This window comes from Lentilactobacillus farraginis DSM 18382 = JCM 14108, assembly GCF_000583655.1.
In the GTDB taxonomy this organism is placed as follows: domain Bacteria; phylum Bacillota; class Bacilli; order Lactobacillales; family Lactobacillaceae; genus Lentilactobacillus; species Lentilactobacillus farraginis.
In genome coordinates this window covers 1-12715 of sequence record NZ_BAKI01000056.1, presented here as the reverse complement: position 1 = coordinate 12715, position 12715 = coordinate 1, and the positions used below count along the sequence as shown (strand labels likewise).

The window sequence follows — 12715 nt, the reverse complement described above, 5'->3', positions numbered from 1 at the left end:
TTTTTTGGTTGTTCGTTAACTGTTGTTGGTGAATCTAAATTTGAAAGTTCTAATCAATTTGTGATTAGGGCTTGTGTTGATGTGTGGGCTTCTTTAATGTCAACATCTAACTTCCAACTAACGCAAGAGGTATTAAAAATATTACCAAAAACAGATATTATTTAGTAATTATATTTTAGCACTTGACTTTGTCGCCTCAATTTACTAACGCCGGCCGATTAGGACACTAATCAATTAATTGTTAACACCGTTGGTTTAATTTTCATTGCTGTCATGTAAAATAATTGTTAACCCTATTGCTGAAAAAATATTAATGGTTATCATTAAATTACGGGGATGTCTAGTTACCTTCACCAAACACAATATATTTCACAATAGTATTATTTTGATCCACTGCACTGTTGCTAAATTCATAGCAGCAGTTTTTATTTGTCTTTAGGAAGTTTAGGTTGAAACAATTCATCAAGAGTTATATCTTTGGATGCATATTTTTGTAAGCGCTTGTGGAAGCCGCTAAGACTAATACCAATAAAGCTAGCGGCTTCTGTATAAGAATAAAAGGTTTGTCGATGATACTTAATCATTTTTCCTTGTGAATGCTTGGGAGATCGAAACAGTTGTTCAATTGTAAATTCCCCATTTAAATATTTCTTGAGCCTACTTTGGAAGGCAGAACTAGAAATGCCGATATAGTCATAAGCAGCTTTATAGGAATTGAACGTTTTACCTTGATAATGCAACTTAATAGTTTTAAGATTTTTAGCACGTAAATAAGAAGAGTTACGAGAGTATAAATCATCGACAGTATAAAGGCCCTTATCATATTTTTTTAATCTCTGAGAGAATCTATTTAGACTAATACCAACATAATTAGCTGCGTCAGTCTCATTTTCAAAGACTTTTTTATGAAAAGGTGGCAGTTTATAATCTCGGTAGTGTGCCGATAAAAAGAGTTCATCCAAAGTTATTTGATGATCATGGTACTTCTTTAATCTTCGATAAAAAGTAGCATTAGAAATGCCAATAGCTTGAGCGGCTTCCTGATAGCTAGTAAACGTTTTACCATGATAGGTAAGAGACTTTTTATTAGCATCGTGTTTGTCGGTACTGAATAATTCTTCTAATGTACATTGCCCAGATTGATATTTTTTATATCGCTTAGAGAATCCCATAGCAGATATATCAATAAATTTTGCAGCCTGTCGGTAACTGACAAACGTTTTTCCCTTATAAACGATTGGCTTCATACTGTATCCCTTCCAGTTGTAATCTAAGAAAGTTATTTGTGTTGAAAAAGTCTATCTAAAGAAATTTTTCCTGCCAAGTATTTTTGATATCGTGTTGAAAAAGTAGATTGAGCGATTCCAAGGTATTTGCTGGCTTCAATTTGAGTGTGAAAATGTTGTCCTTTATAATGCAGTGAAGTGTCCTTTATTTGTCTCATTTGTAATTCATGTGGACTAGTAGCAAAAACGTCATCTAATACATATTTACCTTCGTGATAATATTTTAAACGTCTCGCAAAAGAATTGAGGCTAATTCCCAAAAATTTAGCAGCCTCACTTTTACTTTTAAAATGTTTGCCATGATATTCAGGCAGTTCATAGATAGTATAATTGGATGGTTGAAATAATTCGTCTAGTGATAACTCACCAAGCTGATATTTTTTAAATCGACGGTGAAAGGATACTGGGGTGATTCCGATAAATTTAGCTGCTTCAGTATGATTTCGGAAAACTTTGCCTTTATAAGTAATCCGATTGGTTAAATGAAAGTTATCATGAGAAAACAGTTCATCTAAAGTAAGTTGACCATCTTCATATTTTTTTAAACGCTTTGAAAATCCTGGTTTGGTAATGCCAATATAATCAGCTGCTTTTTGATAAGATGAGAATTTCTTTCCTTGATATGTAATAGGTTTCATTAGTCTATCGCTCCTTAACTACCTATCGAAATTATTTTAAAAAAACAATCATTCTATAAACGGGGATCCAACCCTAAGAGTATCATACAAGCCCCTAAAAAGATGATGGAAATGCCAATAAATATAGCAAAAAGCTTAAATGGATCTTTGAGAGAAAATTTACTGTGTTGTTTGTACACAATAACTCCAATAAGGGTTATCAATAAACCAGCGATGATTAATCCTTGGTGCATTGTAAATACCTCCCTGATAGAATCCAAAATAAAGTATTAACGGTCAGTACCCTTAAAAGAGCTTCTGCCCCGGTTGCCCACTTATTAATGAGCAACTATAAATAAAACGGTTAAAACAATGCAAATAGAAAGAATTAGCCACCAATTGTCATGCCAAAAATTATTAACGCTCATCCGATTCACTTCCCATTCATTCGATTAAATATTTTAACAATATCTCGGCTAATTTAGCAGCTATATAATTATTTCGCTTTAACAATTCTTTAAATTGAATAAGTTCATGTTGGTTTAGAGGAGATTTATCCGCAATAGATTTTTGCAATTTGCTAATTAAATCCATTAGTAAGGATTGATCATTTCGGCTAACAGAAGGGATTAGATTTTCTAAATCATTTAAAGAAGCAGTTTTAACAGACATAAGATTAATCCAGCTTTGAGGTCGCTTATAGCGATTCTGATCATCGTCAGTTTCAAAAGTTAATTTATAGCTGTAATTAATTTTTTCAACATTTGTAATGTAAAATTTTGTGTTTCTATAATTTACAAATATATCTCCACTCGTAAATCGAAGAGCACCATGATGATAATTAGAAACGGTATAAAAAACCCTATTTTCATAATCGGGATAAGCGATAACGCTACCGAGAAAAATCCCTCTTCGAAAAATTTGATACCTATTAGATGCTCGCGTGTGTTTATCCATAAACATATCCCCTTATATTGATTATTTATTTTTTGGTTGGAGATTAAGCCAACTTAAGCTCGCGTCTAATTTCATTTTTTATCTATATAAGTTTCCAAACAATTTTTAGCCTATCGTCGCCTCCAAATCAGTCTAGCATATCAACGGGTGACCCATATTGGTGCACCAAATCATAATAGCTATCGGGCCCATATCCGTTTTCTTCTACATAAAGTAATCCCATTAGACCAGTAGCAAACTTGTTAGCCTGATACTCACATACGCCATGATTAAAATAACCAGTCTGATATCCAGTTTGGTTAGGCTGTAAGATAATGTGGCCTAACTCATGAGCACATGTGAAAAAGCATTGTGGTGAATCACGAATATCTTCGTTTAATAAGATATATGGAAGATCCTGATAATAGATAGTTTGCCCTAATGGATGTTTTCCAAAGAATTCCCATTGAATCTCTATATTCAATTGTTCCGATATATAAAAGGGATCCGCACTGTTATATTTTGAGGCAACTGTTTTAATCGCTTCTTGAATCGAATTACTTGTGTTTGTCTTTTTGCTTATCCCAGAAAAATCCTTCCAAGATTCTTCTAACTTGTTTCTGTTCTTCATCAGTTAACCCCTCACCCCCATAAGTCATACTGTTAGCATTATCCTCAAGAAATTTCTTGAGGTCTTTTTTGTCTTTATCGGTTGCCCAAGAAGGGGTGTGACCATTCTTGTCAACTGTGTTTCCAAGAAGGTAATCAGTTGAAACTTGATAAAAATTAGCTAATTTAACTAAAGTACCAGAATCGGGTTCGTTTCTATTATTTTCAAAATGCGAATATTGAGCTCTTGAAAGGCCAACAGATTTAGCAATTTCTTCCTGTGTTTTATTTAGTTCAGACCTAAGCGCCTTTAAACGCTCACCAATTTGTCTTTCTGGCATTAACAACACCCTTTCGAAATAAATTGTATCAAATAATAGATACTTATTGTATCTATTATTTGAAAAGATACAAAAAATATCAATTTATATATTGACGATACAAAAAGTATCGTGTATTATAATAGCTGTTGATACGATACGTATCAGAAAGAAGGTGAATTCATTTTGAAGAGGAAGAAACTATCTATTCTTCGCAATAAGCATCATTGGTCTCAAAAAGAATTGGCGGAAATGCTTGGCGTTTCTGAAATTAGCGTTAGGAGCATTGAAAATGGTAATAGAAGTCCAGGAACTAAATTAGCTGCGAGATATTCCGTAGTTTTTCAACTTAGTGTAGAAAAGTTATTTCCTGATATTTTTTTACCATCTTTTGATACATTAAGTATCAAAAACAACCAAGAAAAATCCTCTATAAGTTGAAAATGTAAAAACTCTTAACGTTCCACCTAGAAGGTAAGCAGATGAAACCAGAGATAATGCAAAAAGGCTCAAGTTGCCTTACCAACTCAAGCCTTGCGAAATTGATTAATCTCCAGCATGTAAGGCTACCATACATTTTTCTGGTATCGTCGCCCAGAACTGCCGTCAAACAATTTTGATCCTGGTAAAGAAACTCACCACTCTCTTAAATCGGGGCAGTACCCTTACCACTCCTTATTAACTTGTTGCATTCCGGTGCGAATTCAACAGTCCAGAAAGCTTTTTGCCTTTATACTGCGGCACAGTGGACGAGAGGTGGAGGACACTCTTTTAGGATCGAAATTGAGGAGATACAGAGATGTTCAAAAATTGTGACAAAATGCATCACATCCTTTTAAGGAATTTGAACATATTCATTATAGTAGCAGGCAGGAACGAAAGGAGGTGAGGAAATGAATAGAGAGAATAGTGACTGCGTTGTATTTTATTGGAAAGGCAATGAACGAATTCCACTCTGTATGACTGACATTGAAAGCCTATTTAATCCACATAAATACAAGTTTTCTAGTGATCCATTTAAAGGATATGAAAAAGAAAGACTTTATGCCCTCTACCAAGGAAAAGCCTTTCTCATTAACGAACCAGATTAATTACCGGTTTTCAAGCTTGTATTCGCCGTCTGGAGTTAAATAATGTTCTGCTCCACCAGGAATTCCAGTTAATAGATTTCCCATTGCATCTTGTCTGAACTGGATGTTAATCAAGCCTTCGTTTTCAATATCCATTGAGATCAAAATATTATTAACCCAGTTCTTTTCTGAATATTTGTTATACAGAGAATCCAATAAATCGCTGAGCACTTTTTGATCTTTATTGGTTTTGCCACTAAGGCTCTTAAGAACAGTTAATCGAACTTCATCTTGAGGCTTCATACTTTATCACCACCTTTAATGGAATAACTCAATTATCCCACTAAAGAAACGAAAGGAGGTGAAGAAATGGATGATGCTTTAAAAAAGCATGATGCATTAAATGCAAGACGCAGTTTCTCACTAATGAGATAGGGGAAGCCAAGCTCAAAGAAGTGATCACCGCCGTTGATGCTTTGATCGATAAAGAAAATATTCATTTGTATCTTCTAGAAAATATTATTCAGTACCGTCGATCTCTAAATGCACTTCCCGATCTGTAACGGAAAGTAAAGAAAGGATAAAATGTCATGAGCGAAAAAGAAGAAGTCCTTCATAACTTTTTGCAAAATTTTAAAGACGAGGATAAGCCCCAAGTACTTGCAGATATGGAAACAGAAGTGAACATTGGGGCCCAAGTTGCTTCGCTCTTAAAAGATAACAATCTAACCTACGAAGAGGCATACGGGAGTCTGCAATACGCGTATGATCTTCTCCGATACGAATCTAATTTCCTGAAGCTTCCAGATGAGGAGGTGAATTAAATGAATGAACAGCAAGCAGATGCCCTAATTGATGAGCTTGACCAATTAAACAAAACACTCAAAGTTATTGCGAATGAGGGGCAAGGTGACACTGTACTTAACAAAACTATTTATCAGGAGGTGACCAAGTAATGAAAGACGATAACGAACGCTGCAAAAAGATTGTTGTTAAGGAGCCCCACGGGCACACGATGACGCTAATTTTTGGTGACTTTCATAGCAATTACACAACTATAGATACTGATGATGACTACTTTGTAGTTGAAATCGAAGACTCTTATGGATTTTTTACAACAGAAAATAGAAAGGGGTTCTCAAAAAAGAATCCCTCATCTGAAGATTAACGAATATTTTCTTTCCAATACCTGTAGCCACTAACGGTTAGTGGCTCACGGAGTGTCAACAGAAGATTTATTGAATGGAGAGGAGGTGGCCAAGTAATGCGCAAAGAGTTTTGGCGCGATCTGCTAGAAACACTCGGCAGTTTGTGTGACAGATTTAATGATTTTACCGAAAACAATATGATGATAATTTCCCTTGTTTATCCAGTAATCGTTATATTAATTGGAGTAACAATTACGGTTTTACTTAGGCGTTAACCAGGCTGTTAACAAACAACCAACCGTGGTAACAATAATCGGCCAAGCATAGATTTGGAGCCAAGTAATGGAAGAACTATTTAATCCTGAACAGATTAAGAAGAATATTACTTTGATTTTGGAAGGTGGGTGTAGAAGTCCATCAATCCACTAATACTGTTGTTGATAGACTCAAATTGATCCATTTGTATAGAAGAATAATCTTCTGGACTTAGTTCACCTTTCTTTAACTTTTGAAATTGAGCTTGGATAACGAATATGTCGAGCATGATGGCACTGATTAATTCAATTTCTTCTTTTGACTCAGACGAATTTTTAATTGCTGTCACTAATGAGTCGAAAAGAGAATTGGCTCCGTCAGTTTCAGAGGATTTCTTAGAAAGGCTTATAAGTTCTTTAATAGAATCAATGCTTTCTTCATAACCATACAATATCCAGTCTGATGATGTATGTCCTAACTTACTAATTATTTTTAGCCTTTCAGCACTGGGAACTGATTTTCCACTTTCCCAACGTGACACAATGCTTTGAGGAGCATCTGCAACACGATCTCCAAATTGCGACATGGTAAGTCCTAGAGAGGTACGAATTGATTTGATTCGCTTTCCGATTTGTTTCTTATCTTCATTTGAATATTTCATAATTTAAAACCTCCAGTACGAATAGTATAACAAACAATATACGTAAAAATACAAAAATATATTGACATACGTAAATATACGTGTATTATAAAGTTAAGCTTTCCTCTGAGGTTATTGAAAGGAGGCGGTAATATGCGTCGAGTAGGCGGATATGGTAAAGTTTCGGGATTTAGGTATATGGCTCATATGACTCAAAAACAAATGGCTAAATACCTTGGCGTAACAGTTGCAACGTACTCATCAAAGGAGCGAGGAATTAATCAATTTAATGATAAAGAAAAGCTCGAAATGCGTACTTTGTTTCGAAATAAAATTGATAAGAATTTAACAATTGATGAAATTTTTTTCGATGCTGGATACGCAAAAATTCGCAAGGAAGAGGTGGCCAAATAGTGCAAGTAACAGAGGAACAGCTCAAAGTATTTCCAAAAGAGGACCGGGCATGGGTGCGCGAGACTTTAGCTAAGCAAAGGAATCCGAAGGCTATAGCGCTGAAGCAAGAGATTCACGATTGGGCTTATGAAAAGTACGGCAAGGTTGGTTTCAGTTGGTCGCAAATTTTAAATTCCGTCAATGTTGCAATCAAATTAAAGCTCGGCTTGAAAGAAATTCGTAAGTTGACTGATGAACAAGTTCCAGAAGCGCGTGAAGCCTTTGAGAAATATAAAGAATACTTCGATGTTTAGTTTTCAAAGAACGAAAGGATGATTTAAATGAATGAACTAATTAAAACCTTCAAACAAAATGATGGTTCCGTTGCTGTCGACGGTCGGGACTTGCATGACTTTCTTGAAGTCGAAACACCATACACCAAGTGGATTGATCGCATGATGGGATATGGATTTGCCGAAAACGTTGATTTTTCCGTGTTTGACAAAAATGTCCATGACGATACCGCTTTTGGTGGAACTCGAAAAATGAAAGATCATGCCTTGACTTTGGACATGGCAAAGGAATTGTCCATGATTCAAAGAACGGACAGAGGTAAGCAAGCTCGACAATATTTCATTTCGATGGAGAAAAAAACCAAGCAAACCGCTTTACCACAAACGCCCGAAGAAAAGATTACGTTGTTACTTCAAAACGCCGACGAAGACAATAAGAAGATCAATCAAATTGACAACCGAGTTAAGGATTTGGAACACAACAAGCCTCTAACTCCCGGAGAGTACAACTATATTTCTCATGCTGTCGGTGGGGCTGTTAACACCTATGTTCAAACACATCACTTGATTTTGACTACTAAGCAACGTAGCAAGCTTTACAAAGATATTAACGGTGGCATCAAACAGATTGCGGGAATTCAAACACGAGCTCAACTTCGCGAAAAGGATTTTGAGAACGTTGATGGGTACATCCGTAACTGGGTACCATCAACCGCAACCCTGCTGATTATCAAGCAATTAAGTCAGACAGTTACACAATAAGAAGCTTAGAAGCATTGCTCTTCAACTCCTTAAGTTAAAGTTACCAAATCAGATGGAAAAGGACGATTAATCTTTTTTCAAAATGGAGATGATCAAAATGAAGGATAATAAATTTGCCAGGCAGTTAACGCTGGATTTGGATAAATTTAGAAATACACTGGATCGATCCGAAGTTGCTGAACAAGCCCATATTTCTGAAAGTCAGCTAAGCAATATTCGTGCTGGCCGAAGGAATGCTCCCCGTGATGTTAAAAAATCATTGGTTCAAAAACTGTGGTCGTTGCCATTAGCATTTAGTGCTTCCAGAAGCGAATTTGGAATTCCCTCAATAATGAATAATCCAAGCCTACAGCAAGACTTATACGCTGATGAAGCTTCTCAGAAAAAGGAAGAACATGAGCGACAGTCTTCAGAAAATCAAGCAGATTATATTATTGCCATGAATCCCAGTCAGCGTACCACAGAACAAACAGATTTTCTTCTCAAGCATTTCAGCGATTCGTTTGAGGAGATAGGATCCGAATTAAAGTACACATACGCCAAAATGATTTTCGCCGGATTATCGGATGAAGAAATCAAAGAATTGGTTGATGAATATAATCAAAAGTTTGGGGGCTAGACAAATGAACGACTTTTCAAATCAACTTAGTCAATATGTTTTATCACAAATTAACCAACAGATTGAACAGTCGGTTAAAGAAAATTTACGTGTTAGTCCGGTTACGCTAGATGTAAAGGGGCTGGCAGCCATGACGCACATGTCAACATCTTTCCTTTATAAATCAGTGATTGATACGCCCGAATTTCTGTTAATTGAAAATGATTTGGGAACTAAGCGCCTCTGGGATGCTGAGAAGGCTCGTAAGGCCTGGAAAGATTATATGAATAGACACGGCAAGCCAGGAATTGAACGATTGCCTAAGTCGTTAAAGGAGGAGATTAGCTAATGATTTGGATTCTACCAGAATGGTTGGATTATTTAATCTTTGGTGCCGTTGGTTTCGGCATTGGGATTTTATATACGCAATGGAAAACAGATCCTAAAAAGTTTTGGAAGGAGTGGTTCAACTGATGTCGAATGGTCAAAGCAAGATGAATTTAAAGGAGTTGGCACAAACCATTAGCGATAACGTTGCAATTCGTATGCGACATGAAAAATTAAGCATTAATAAGCTATGTCAGGAAACCGGCTTATCAAGAAACACGATCTCCAATATTTTGAATAAGCCAGTTATGAACATTAGCATTCAAACATTAGCTAAAATAGCAAAAGCATTGGAGTGTGAACCGTATGAGTTACTCAAACCAATCAAATTTTGAGAAAGAAAAAAGCACCAGACAAGTGGAATTGTCTGATGCGACCAAGAAGAAATTGTTCATATCTCAAAACATTCTATACATCAAGTATAGACCGAGACGAACGTTTCTGCAACGACTGTTAGGGGGCTTACGACATGAATTACGTTGACAGTGATCGTTACTACGATGAATTAGCTGATGAGTATGAGGAAGGCACGGACGAAGAATTGGAGGAATTGAAATATGAGTACCAGGCCGGAATCTGGGACTGAAATTTGGAAACAAATTGATGGGTTTCCAAGATACATGATCAGTAGTTTTGGCCGGGTAAAGAGTTTAAAAGAAAAGGAAGTACGAATTCTTAAACCAAATAAAACTAAATTTGGATATTTACAGGCGCGCCTTTTTAGAAATGGAATTTCACACACTAAATATATTCATCGATTAGTTGCCAAGGCATTCATCAATAATCCTGATTGCTTACCACAGGTTAATCACAAAAATGAAGTGAAGACAGACAATCATGCAAGCAATTTGGAGTGGTGTGCTTGCAGATACAACTTGATTTATGGGACTCGTATCGAAAGGATGTCTAAAAGCCTTACTGGTCGAAAACTAAATGTTGAAGTCACTGCAAGAATGTCCAAACCAGTTAAGCAGTTAACAATGGATGGCCACTTAATAAAAGTTTGGAGATCAACTCGAGAGGCGGCTAGAAACGGTTTTAATCAAAGCGAAATTTCTAAATGCTGTAGAAACAAAAGTCGAAAGCATCATGGCTATCGATGGCAATTTTATAAGGAGGAAGAAAAATGAATTTAAATGAAAATAAATTCTTTGTCGCTAAGCGTTCCCATGGGACTAACACAATTGCCGAACAACGACAAACAATTTTTGAGAAGGAAGCTGAAATCAACAGTTTAACTGTTAACGATGCTGACCGCTTAATTGTTGGCTTCATGACGTTGGATTTGGAGAAAGAAGCACTACTAGCTATGCGGGGTGAACTAAATGGATAATTCTAAAACTTTATATGATTTAACGAGTGCTTTGAATGAGTTGCAAAGTCGAGATGATTTAGATCCTGAAATGATTGCTGACACGATTGACAGCCTTAAAGATTCAATTGCGGTAAAACTGGACAATATTGCTAACTGGATGGATTCACTGCAAAAAGATGTTGATTGGGACAGTGAGAAAATCAAAGTTTTACAACAAGATAGAAAGCAAAAGCAAAACAAAATTAACAGTTTATCGGCTTATGTTTCAAACGTTTTAATCAATAACGATATTAAAAAATTGCATACCCCAAACCATCGAATTGGTTTTGGCCGATTGTCACATAAAGTGATTGTTGATGAAAAGTATTTGCCGGTTGATTACATGGTCAAAAATGTCACTTTTAAGCCTGATAAAGCGAAGATTAAAAAAGATATTAATGCCGGTAAAGATATTAAAGGTGCTCATATTGAAGCATCAAGAAAACTGGAAATTCTGTAAAGGGGGCATTGATATGAAAATGAGTGAATCAATCAAGAATTTGGCGGCTGCGATGTATGCCTTCCGTAAGGCAGTTAAACAGCCGAAGAAGGATAAAGAGAACCCCTTCTTTAAATCCACCTACGTTGCTTTGGAAGGTGTTCAGAAGGCAATTGACGAGGCTTTGCCGGACGGCTTGAGTTACACGCAAGCCCTGATTACGGAAGATGGTCGGGTGGGTATTTCAACCATTATTCTGCACAAAAGTGGTGAATTTATGGCGTTTGAGCGGCTTATGTGCCGGTTAAGAAAAATGATGCCCAAGGATATGGATCAGCAGAAACTTATGCTCGTCGGTATTCTTTATCCGCAGCGTTTGGGATTTCAAGTGATGTTGATGATGATGGCAGTGCTGCCAGTCAAGGGCCGTCTAAGCCAGCAAGTCAACCTAATCGCTCAGCAAGCCGAAAACCAGCAACAACACCAAGCCGAAAACCAGCAACAACACCAAGACTAGCAACGAAAGCCCAGACGGGCGAAATTAAGCAGCTTATGGAAGATGTTAGTCAGCGTTCCAATCAAGATTTAAAAGCTGTTGCTAAAAATGCGATGGCCAAAGCTAAAGTTAAAAGCTTTAAGAATATCTCCGCCCAGGATGCTGGGTATCTGAAGAAAGAACTGAATACCGAGTTAATGGAAATTCAGCAGGCTAATGAAAAATCGTCGAATGAAGAATTTGAAAAATCATTTGCTGGTTTATAAAGCTAAGCAAGTTATGTGGTGGGTGGGTAGGAATTAACAAAGAAAGGAGGATTCGCGATGAATTATATCATTCAGATTAAGGCATTCTATGATCGGCTCGAAATAAATCCACTGAATTCATCTGAAATTGCTTTATGGTTCGCTTTGATGTCCATAAACAATAAAACAGCATGGTCAGATAAATTTACGGTAGCCGCATCGGTGTTATGCCAGAAATCCGGAATGAAGGACACATCGAAATCCTCAAACTTCTTCAAAGCACGCAATGCACTTGCGCAAGCAGGCTTAATTGCTTGGAAATCACGTAAAGGCAACCAAGCCGCAGAATACAGTATTACCAAGCTATACAGCGATTTGTCTACATATAGTGTGGGCAATAGTGTAGACAGTAGTGTAGGCAGTAGTGTAGACAACCGTGTAGACAGTAGTGTGGCATTAAATAAACATAAACTAAACAAAACAAAAACAAGCAAACCCGCAAGCAAGAAACTTGCGGAAGATTTTGAAAAGCTTTGGAAATTGTACCCTCTAAAAAAAGGCAAAAAGCCAGCGTTCAACGCCTACAAACGAGCAATTAAGAGTGGCGTTACTAATAAGCAGATCCAAGACGGCATTGTTGCCTTGTGTAAACATGTCAAAGACAAGAATTACTTGCCCTATGGCAGTACCTGGTTTAATCAAGCCCGTTGGGAAGATGACTACCCTGAAGATTCCCCTGAGCCACCGGTTTTAAAGAAGCCGGTTTACTCGGATGGTGAACAATGCTCAATTGACATCATGCAGGCGTTTAGTACACACGATCATGATGCCCAGCAGGCAACCCAGGCGCTACAAGTCAAGTATCCG

At 36.8% G+C, this 12715-nt stretch carries 25 protein-coding genes and 1 pseudogene; 18 read left to right on the top strand and 8 right to left on the bottom strand.

All coding sequences use genetic code 11. From position 1 onward, the window contains the following. Positions 1–425 precede the first annotated feature (425 nt). The 6 genes from JCM14108_RS12680 to JCM14108_RS12655 form a co-directional block, all read right to left on the bottom strand. Complete coding sequence (locus JCM14108_RS12680) at positions 426–1247, bottom strand: hypothetical protein (RefSeq protein ID WP_051996189.1); 822 nt, start codon at positions 1245–1247, stop codon at positions 426–428. Between the two features lie 32 nt (positions 1248–1279). Continuing rightward, positions 1280–1924 (bottom strand): NUMOD1 domain-containing DNA-binding protein, encoded by a 645-nt coding sequence (locus tag JCM14108_RS12675; protein ID WP_035181284.1) that lies wholly within the window; start codon positions 1922–1924, stop codon positions 1280–1282. 53 nt (positions 1925–1977) lie between these two features. After that, positions 1978–2157, bottom strand: a complete 180-nt coding sequence (locus JCM14108_RS12670; RefSeq protein WP_051996188.1) for a hypothetical protein — start codon at positions 2155–2157, stop codon at positions 1978–1980. Positions 2158–2347: 190 nt separating this feature from the next. Next, positions 2348–2860 (bottom strand): hypothetical protein, encoded by a 513-nt coding sequence (locus JCM14108_RS12665; RefSeq protein WP_035181281.1) that lies wholly within the window; start codon positions 2858–2860, stop codon positions 2348–2350. 127 nt (positions 2861–2987) lie between these two features. Continuing rightward, complete coding sequence (locus tag JCM14108_RS12660) at positions 2988–3470, bottom strand: ImmA/IrrE family metallo-endopeptidase (RefSeq protein WP_051996186.1); 483 nt, start codon at positions 3468–3470, stop codon at positions 2988–2990. Continuing rightward, positions 3397–3789 (bottom strand): helix-turn-helix domain-containing protein, encoded by a 393-nt coding sequence (locus JCM14108_RS12655; protein WP_035181279.1) that lies wholly within the window; start codon positions 3787–3789, stop codon positions 3397–3399. The genes JCM14108_RS12660 and JCM14108_RS12655 overlap by 74 nt, the downstream gene beginning before the upstream one ends. 165 nt (positions 3790–3954) lie before the next feature. Between JCM14108_RS12655 and JCM14108_RS12650 the strand changes: the two genes are divergently transcribed. Further along, positions 3955–4209 carry a helix-turn-helix transcriptional regulator gene (locus JCM14108_RS12650; protein WP_035181278.1) on the top strand — a complete coding sequence of 85 codons (255 nt, stop codon included), beginning with the start codon at positions 3955–3957 and terminating at the stop codon, positions 4207–4209. 452 nt (positions 4210–4661) lie between these two features. Continuing rightward, positions 4662–4859 (top strand): hypothetical protein, encoded by a 198-nt coding sequence (locus JCM14108_RS12645; RefSeq protein ID WP_035181276.1) that lies wholly within the window; start codon positions 4662–4664, stop codon positions 4857–4859. Here JCM14108_RS12645 and JCM14108_RS12640 read toward each other — a convergent pair whose 3' ends face one another. Beyond that, positions 4860–5141, bottom strand: coding sequence for a hypothetical protein (locus tag JCM14108_RS12640; RefSeq protein ID WP_035181275.1), 282 nt, complete (start codon positions 5139–5141; stop codon positions 4860–4862). 287 nt (positions 5142–5428) lie between these two features. Here JCM14108_RS12640 and JCM14108_RS12635 point away from each other — a divergent pair, with 287 nt between their 5' ends. Genes JCM14108_RS12635 through JCM14108_RS12630 form a run of 3 tightly spaced genes read left to right on the top strand, consistent with a single transcriptional unit; the run spans position 5429 to position 6006 of the window. Beyond that, the gene (locus tag JCM14108_RS12635) at positions 5429–5662 is read left to right on the top strand and encodes a hypothetical protein (RefSeq protein WP_035181274.1); all 234 of its coding nucleotides are present in this window, start codon (positions 5429–5431) and stop codon (positions 5660–5662) included. Continuing rightward, complete coding sequence (locus JCM14108_RS15975; RefSeq protein ID WP_268872160.1) at positions 5663–5794, top strand: hypothetical protein; 132 nt, start codon at positions 5663–5665, stop codon at positions 5792–5794. It abuts the gene before it with no gap. Further along, positions 5794–6006 (top strand): hypothetical protein, encoded by a 213-nt coding sequence (locus JCM14108_RS12630; RefSeq protein ID WP_035181273.1) that lies wholly within the window; start codon positions 5794–5796, stop codon positions 6004–6006. The genes JCM14108_RS15975 and JCM14108_RS12630 overlap by 1 nt, the downstream gene beginning before the upstream one ends. 362 nt (positions 6007–6368) lie before the next feature. Here JCM14108_RS12630 and JCM14108_RS14160 read toward each other — a convergent pair whose 3' ends face one another. Then, entirely contained in the window at positions 6369–6902 is a 534-nt protein-coding gene (locus JCM14108_RS14160; RefSeq protein ID WP_051996184.1) for a helix-turn-helix domain-containing protein, read from the bottom strand. 132 nt (positions 6903–7034) lie between these two features. Between JCM14108_RS14160 and JCM14108_RS12620 the strand changes: the two genes are divergently transcribed. The 13 genes and pseudogenes from JCM14108_RS12620 to JCM14108_RS14150 form a co-directional block, all read left to right on the top strand. After that, positions 7035–7295 (top strand): helix-turn-helix transcriptional regulator, encoded by a 261-nt coding sequence (locus JCM14108_RS12620; RefSeq protein WP_051996182.1) that lies wholly within the window; start codon positions 7035–7037, stop codon positions 7293–7295. Then, on the top strand, positions 7295–7588 hold the full coding sequence (locus JCM14108_RS12615) for a hypothetical protein (RefSeq protein ID WP_035181271.1): 294 nt from the start codon (positions 7295–7297) through the stop codon (positions 7586–7588). Before JCM14108_RS12620 ends, JCM14108_RS12615 begins: the two co-directional genes overlap by 1 nt. Positions 7589–7615: 27 nt before the next feature. Then, positions 7616–8329, top strand: coding sequence for an antA/AntB antirepressor family protein (locus JCM14108_RS12610; RefSeq protein WP_035181270.1), 714 nt, complete (start codon positions 7616–7618; stop codon positions 8327–8329). Between the two features lie 97 nt (positions 8330–8426). After that, positions 8427–8948 carry a hypothetical protein gene (locus JCM14108_RS12605; protein ID WP_035181269.1) on the top strand — a complete coding sequence of 174 codons (522 nt, stop codon included), beginning with the start codon at positions 8427–8429 and terminating at the stop codon, positions 8946–8948. 4 nt (positions 8949–8952) lie between these two features. Beyond that, positions 8953–9276, top strand: a complete 324-nt coding sequence (locus JCM14108_RS12600; RefSeq protein ID WP_035181268.1) for a hypothetical protein — start codon at positions 8953–8955, stop codon at positions 9274–9276. Next, complete coding sequence (locus JCM14108_RS15970) at positions 9276–9401, top strand: hypothetical protein (protein WP_268872161.1); 126 nt, start codon at positions 9276–9278, stop codon at positions 9399–9401. The genes JCM14108_RS12600 and JCM14108_RS15970 overlap by 1 nt, the downstream gene beginning before the upstream one ends. Next, positions 9401–9649: a helix-turn-helix domain-containing protein gene (locus tag JCM14108_RS12595; protein WP_051996180.1), complete on the top strand. Its 249-nt coding sequence runs from the start codon at positions 9401–9403 to the stop codon at positions 9647–9649. Before JCM14108_RS15970 ends, JCM14108_RS12595 begins: the two co-directional genes overlap by 1 nt. Before the next feature lie 222 nt (positions 9650–9871). After that, positions 9872–10444, top strand: coding sequence for an NUMOD4 domain-containing protein (locus tag JCM14108_RS12590; RefSeq protein WP_035181267.1), 573 nt, complete (start codon positions 9872–9874; stop codon positions 10442–10444). Then, positions 10441–10647, top strand: coding sequence for a hypothetical protein (locus JCM14108_RS12585; protein ID WP_035181265.1), 207 nt, complete (start codon positions 10441–10443; stop codon positions 10645–10647). The genes JCM14108_RS12590 and JCM14108_RS12585 overlap by 4 nt, the downstream gene beginning before the upstream one ends. Then, the gene (locus JCM14108_RS12580) at positions 10640–11128 is read left to right on the top strand and encodes a siphovirus Gp157 family protein (protein WP_035181264.1); all 489 of its coding nucleotides are present in this window, start codon (positions 10640–10642) and stop codon (positions 11126–11128) included. The genes JCM14108_RS12585 and JCM14108_RS12580 overlap by 8 nt, the downstream gene beginning before the upstream one ends. Next, positions 11022–11515: pseudogene (locus JCM14108_RS14615) on the top strand (ERF family protein); the annotation flags it as partial. The gene JCM14108_RS12580 and the pseudogene JCM14108_RS14615, both read left to right, overlap by 107 nt. 144 nt (positions 11516–11659) lie before the next feature. Beyond that, positions 11660–11869 carry a hypothetical protein gene (locus tag JCM14108_RS14865; RefSeq protein ID WP_051996175.1) on the top strand — a complete coding sequence of 70 codons (210 nt, stop codon included), beginning with the start codon at positions 11660–11662 and terminating at the stop codon, positions 11867–11869. Between the two features lie 57 nt (positions 11870–11926). Further along, on the top strand, positions 11927–12715 hold a 789-nt coding region (locus JCM14108_RS14150; protein ID WP_500778297.1), incomplete at its 3' end, for an LvrA C-terminal domain-related protein.

Excerpts from the sequence above, each read along its gene's own strand:
- JCM14108_RS12680 (WP_051996189.1), bottom strand. The coding sequence starts at position 1,247 with ATGAAGCCAATCGTTTATAAGGGAAAAACGTTTGTCAGTTACCGACAG.
- JCM14108_RS12675 (WP_035181284.1), bottom strand. The coding sequence starts at position 1,924 with ATGAAACCTATTACATATCAAGGAAAGAAATTCTCATCTTATCAAAAA.
- JCM14108_RS12670 (WP_051996188.1), bottom strand. The coding sequence starts at position 2,157 with ATGCACCAAGGATTAATCATCGCTGGTTTATTGATAACCCTTATTGGA.
- JCM14108_RS12665 (WP_035181281.1), bottom strand. The coding sequence starts at position 2,860 with ATGGATAAACACACGCGAGCATCTAATAGGTATCAAATTTTTCGAAGA.
- JCM14108_RS12660 (WP_051996186.1), bottom strand. The coding sequence starts at position 3,470 with ATGAAGAACAGAAACAAGTTAGAAGAATCTTGGAAGGATTTTTCTGGG.
- JCM14108_RS12655 (WP_035181279.1), bottom strand. The coding sequence starts at position 3,789 with ATGCCAGAAAGACAAATTGGTGAGCGTTTAAAGGCGCTTAGGTCTGAA.
- JCM14108_RS12645 (WP_035181276.1), top strand. The coding sequence starts at position 4,662 with ATGAATAGAGAGAATAGTGACTGCGTTGTATTTTATTGGAAAGGCAAT.
- JCM14108_RS12640 (WP_035181275.1), bottom strand. The coding sequence starts at position 5,141 with ATGAAGCCTCAAGATGAAGTTCGATTAACTGTTCTTAAGAGCCTTAGT.
- JCM14108_RS12635 (WP_035181274.1), top strand. The coding sequence starts at position 5,429 with ATGAGCGAAAAAGAAGAAGTCCTTCATAACTTTTTGCAAAATTTTAAA.
- JCM14108_RS15975 (WP_268872160.1), top strand. The coding sequence starts at position 5,663 with ATGAATGAACAGCAAGCAGATGCCCTAATTGATGAGCTTGACCAATTA.
- JCM14108_RS12630 (WP_035181273.1), top strand. The coding sequence starts at position 5,794 with ATGAAAGACGATAACGAACGCTGCAAAAAGATTGTTGTTAAGGAGCCC.
- JCM14108_RS14160 (WP_051996184.1), bottom strand. The coding sequence starts at position 6,902 with ATGAAATATTCAAATGAAGATAAGAAACAAATCGGAAAGCGAATCAAA.
- JCM14108_RS12620 (WP_051996182.1), top strand. The coding sequence starts at position 7,035 with ATGCGTCGAGTAGGCGGATATGGTAAAGTTTCGGGATTTAGGTATATG.
- JCM14108_RS12610 (WP_035181270.1), top strand. The coding sequence starts at position 7,616 with ATGAATGAACTAATTAAAACCTTCAAACAAAATGATGGTTCCGTTGCT.
- JCM14108_RS12605 (WP_035181269.1), top strand. The coding sequence starts at position 8,427 with ATGAAGGATAATAAATTTGCCAGGCAGTTAACGCTGGATTTGGATAAA.
- JCM14108_RS12600 (WP_035181268.1), top strand. The coding sequence starts at position 8,953 with ATGAACGACTTTTCAAATCAACTTAGTCAATATGTTTTATCACAAATT.
- JCM14108_RS15970 (WP_268872161.1), top strand. The coding sequence starts at position 9,276 with ATGATTTGGATTCTACCAGAATGGTTGGATTATTTAATCTTTGGTGCC.
- JCM14108_RS12595 (WP_051996180.1), top strand. The coding sequence starts at position 9,401 with ATGTCGAATGGTCAAAGCAAGATGAATTTAAAGGAGTTGGCACAAACC.
- JCM14108_RS12590 (WP_035181267.1), top strand. The coding sequence starts at position 9,872 with ATGAGTACCAGGCCGGAATCTGGGACTGAAATTTGGAAACAAATTGAT.
- JCM14108_RS12585 (WP_035181265.1), top strand. The coding sequence starts at position 10,441 with ATGAATTTAAATGAAAATAAATTCTTTGTCGCTAAGCGTTCCCATGGG.
- JCM14108_RS12580 (WP_035181264.1), top strand. The coding sequence starts at position 10,640 with ATGGATAATTCTAAAACTTTATATGATTTAACGAGTGCTTTGAATGAG.
- JCM14108_RS14865 (WP_051996175.1), top strand. The coding sequence starts at position 11,660 with ATGGAAGATGTTAGTCAGCGTTCCAATCAAGATTTAAAAGCTGTTGCT.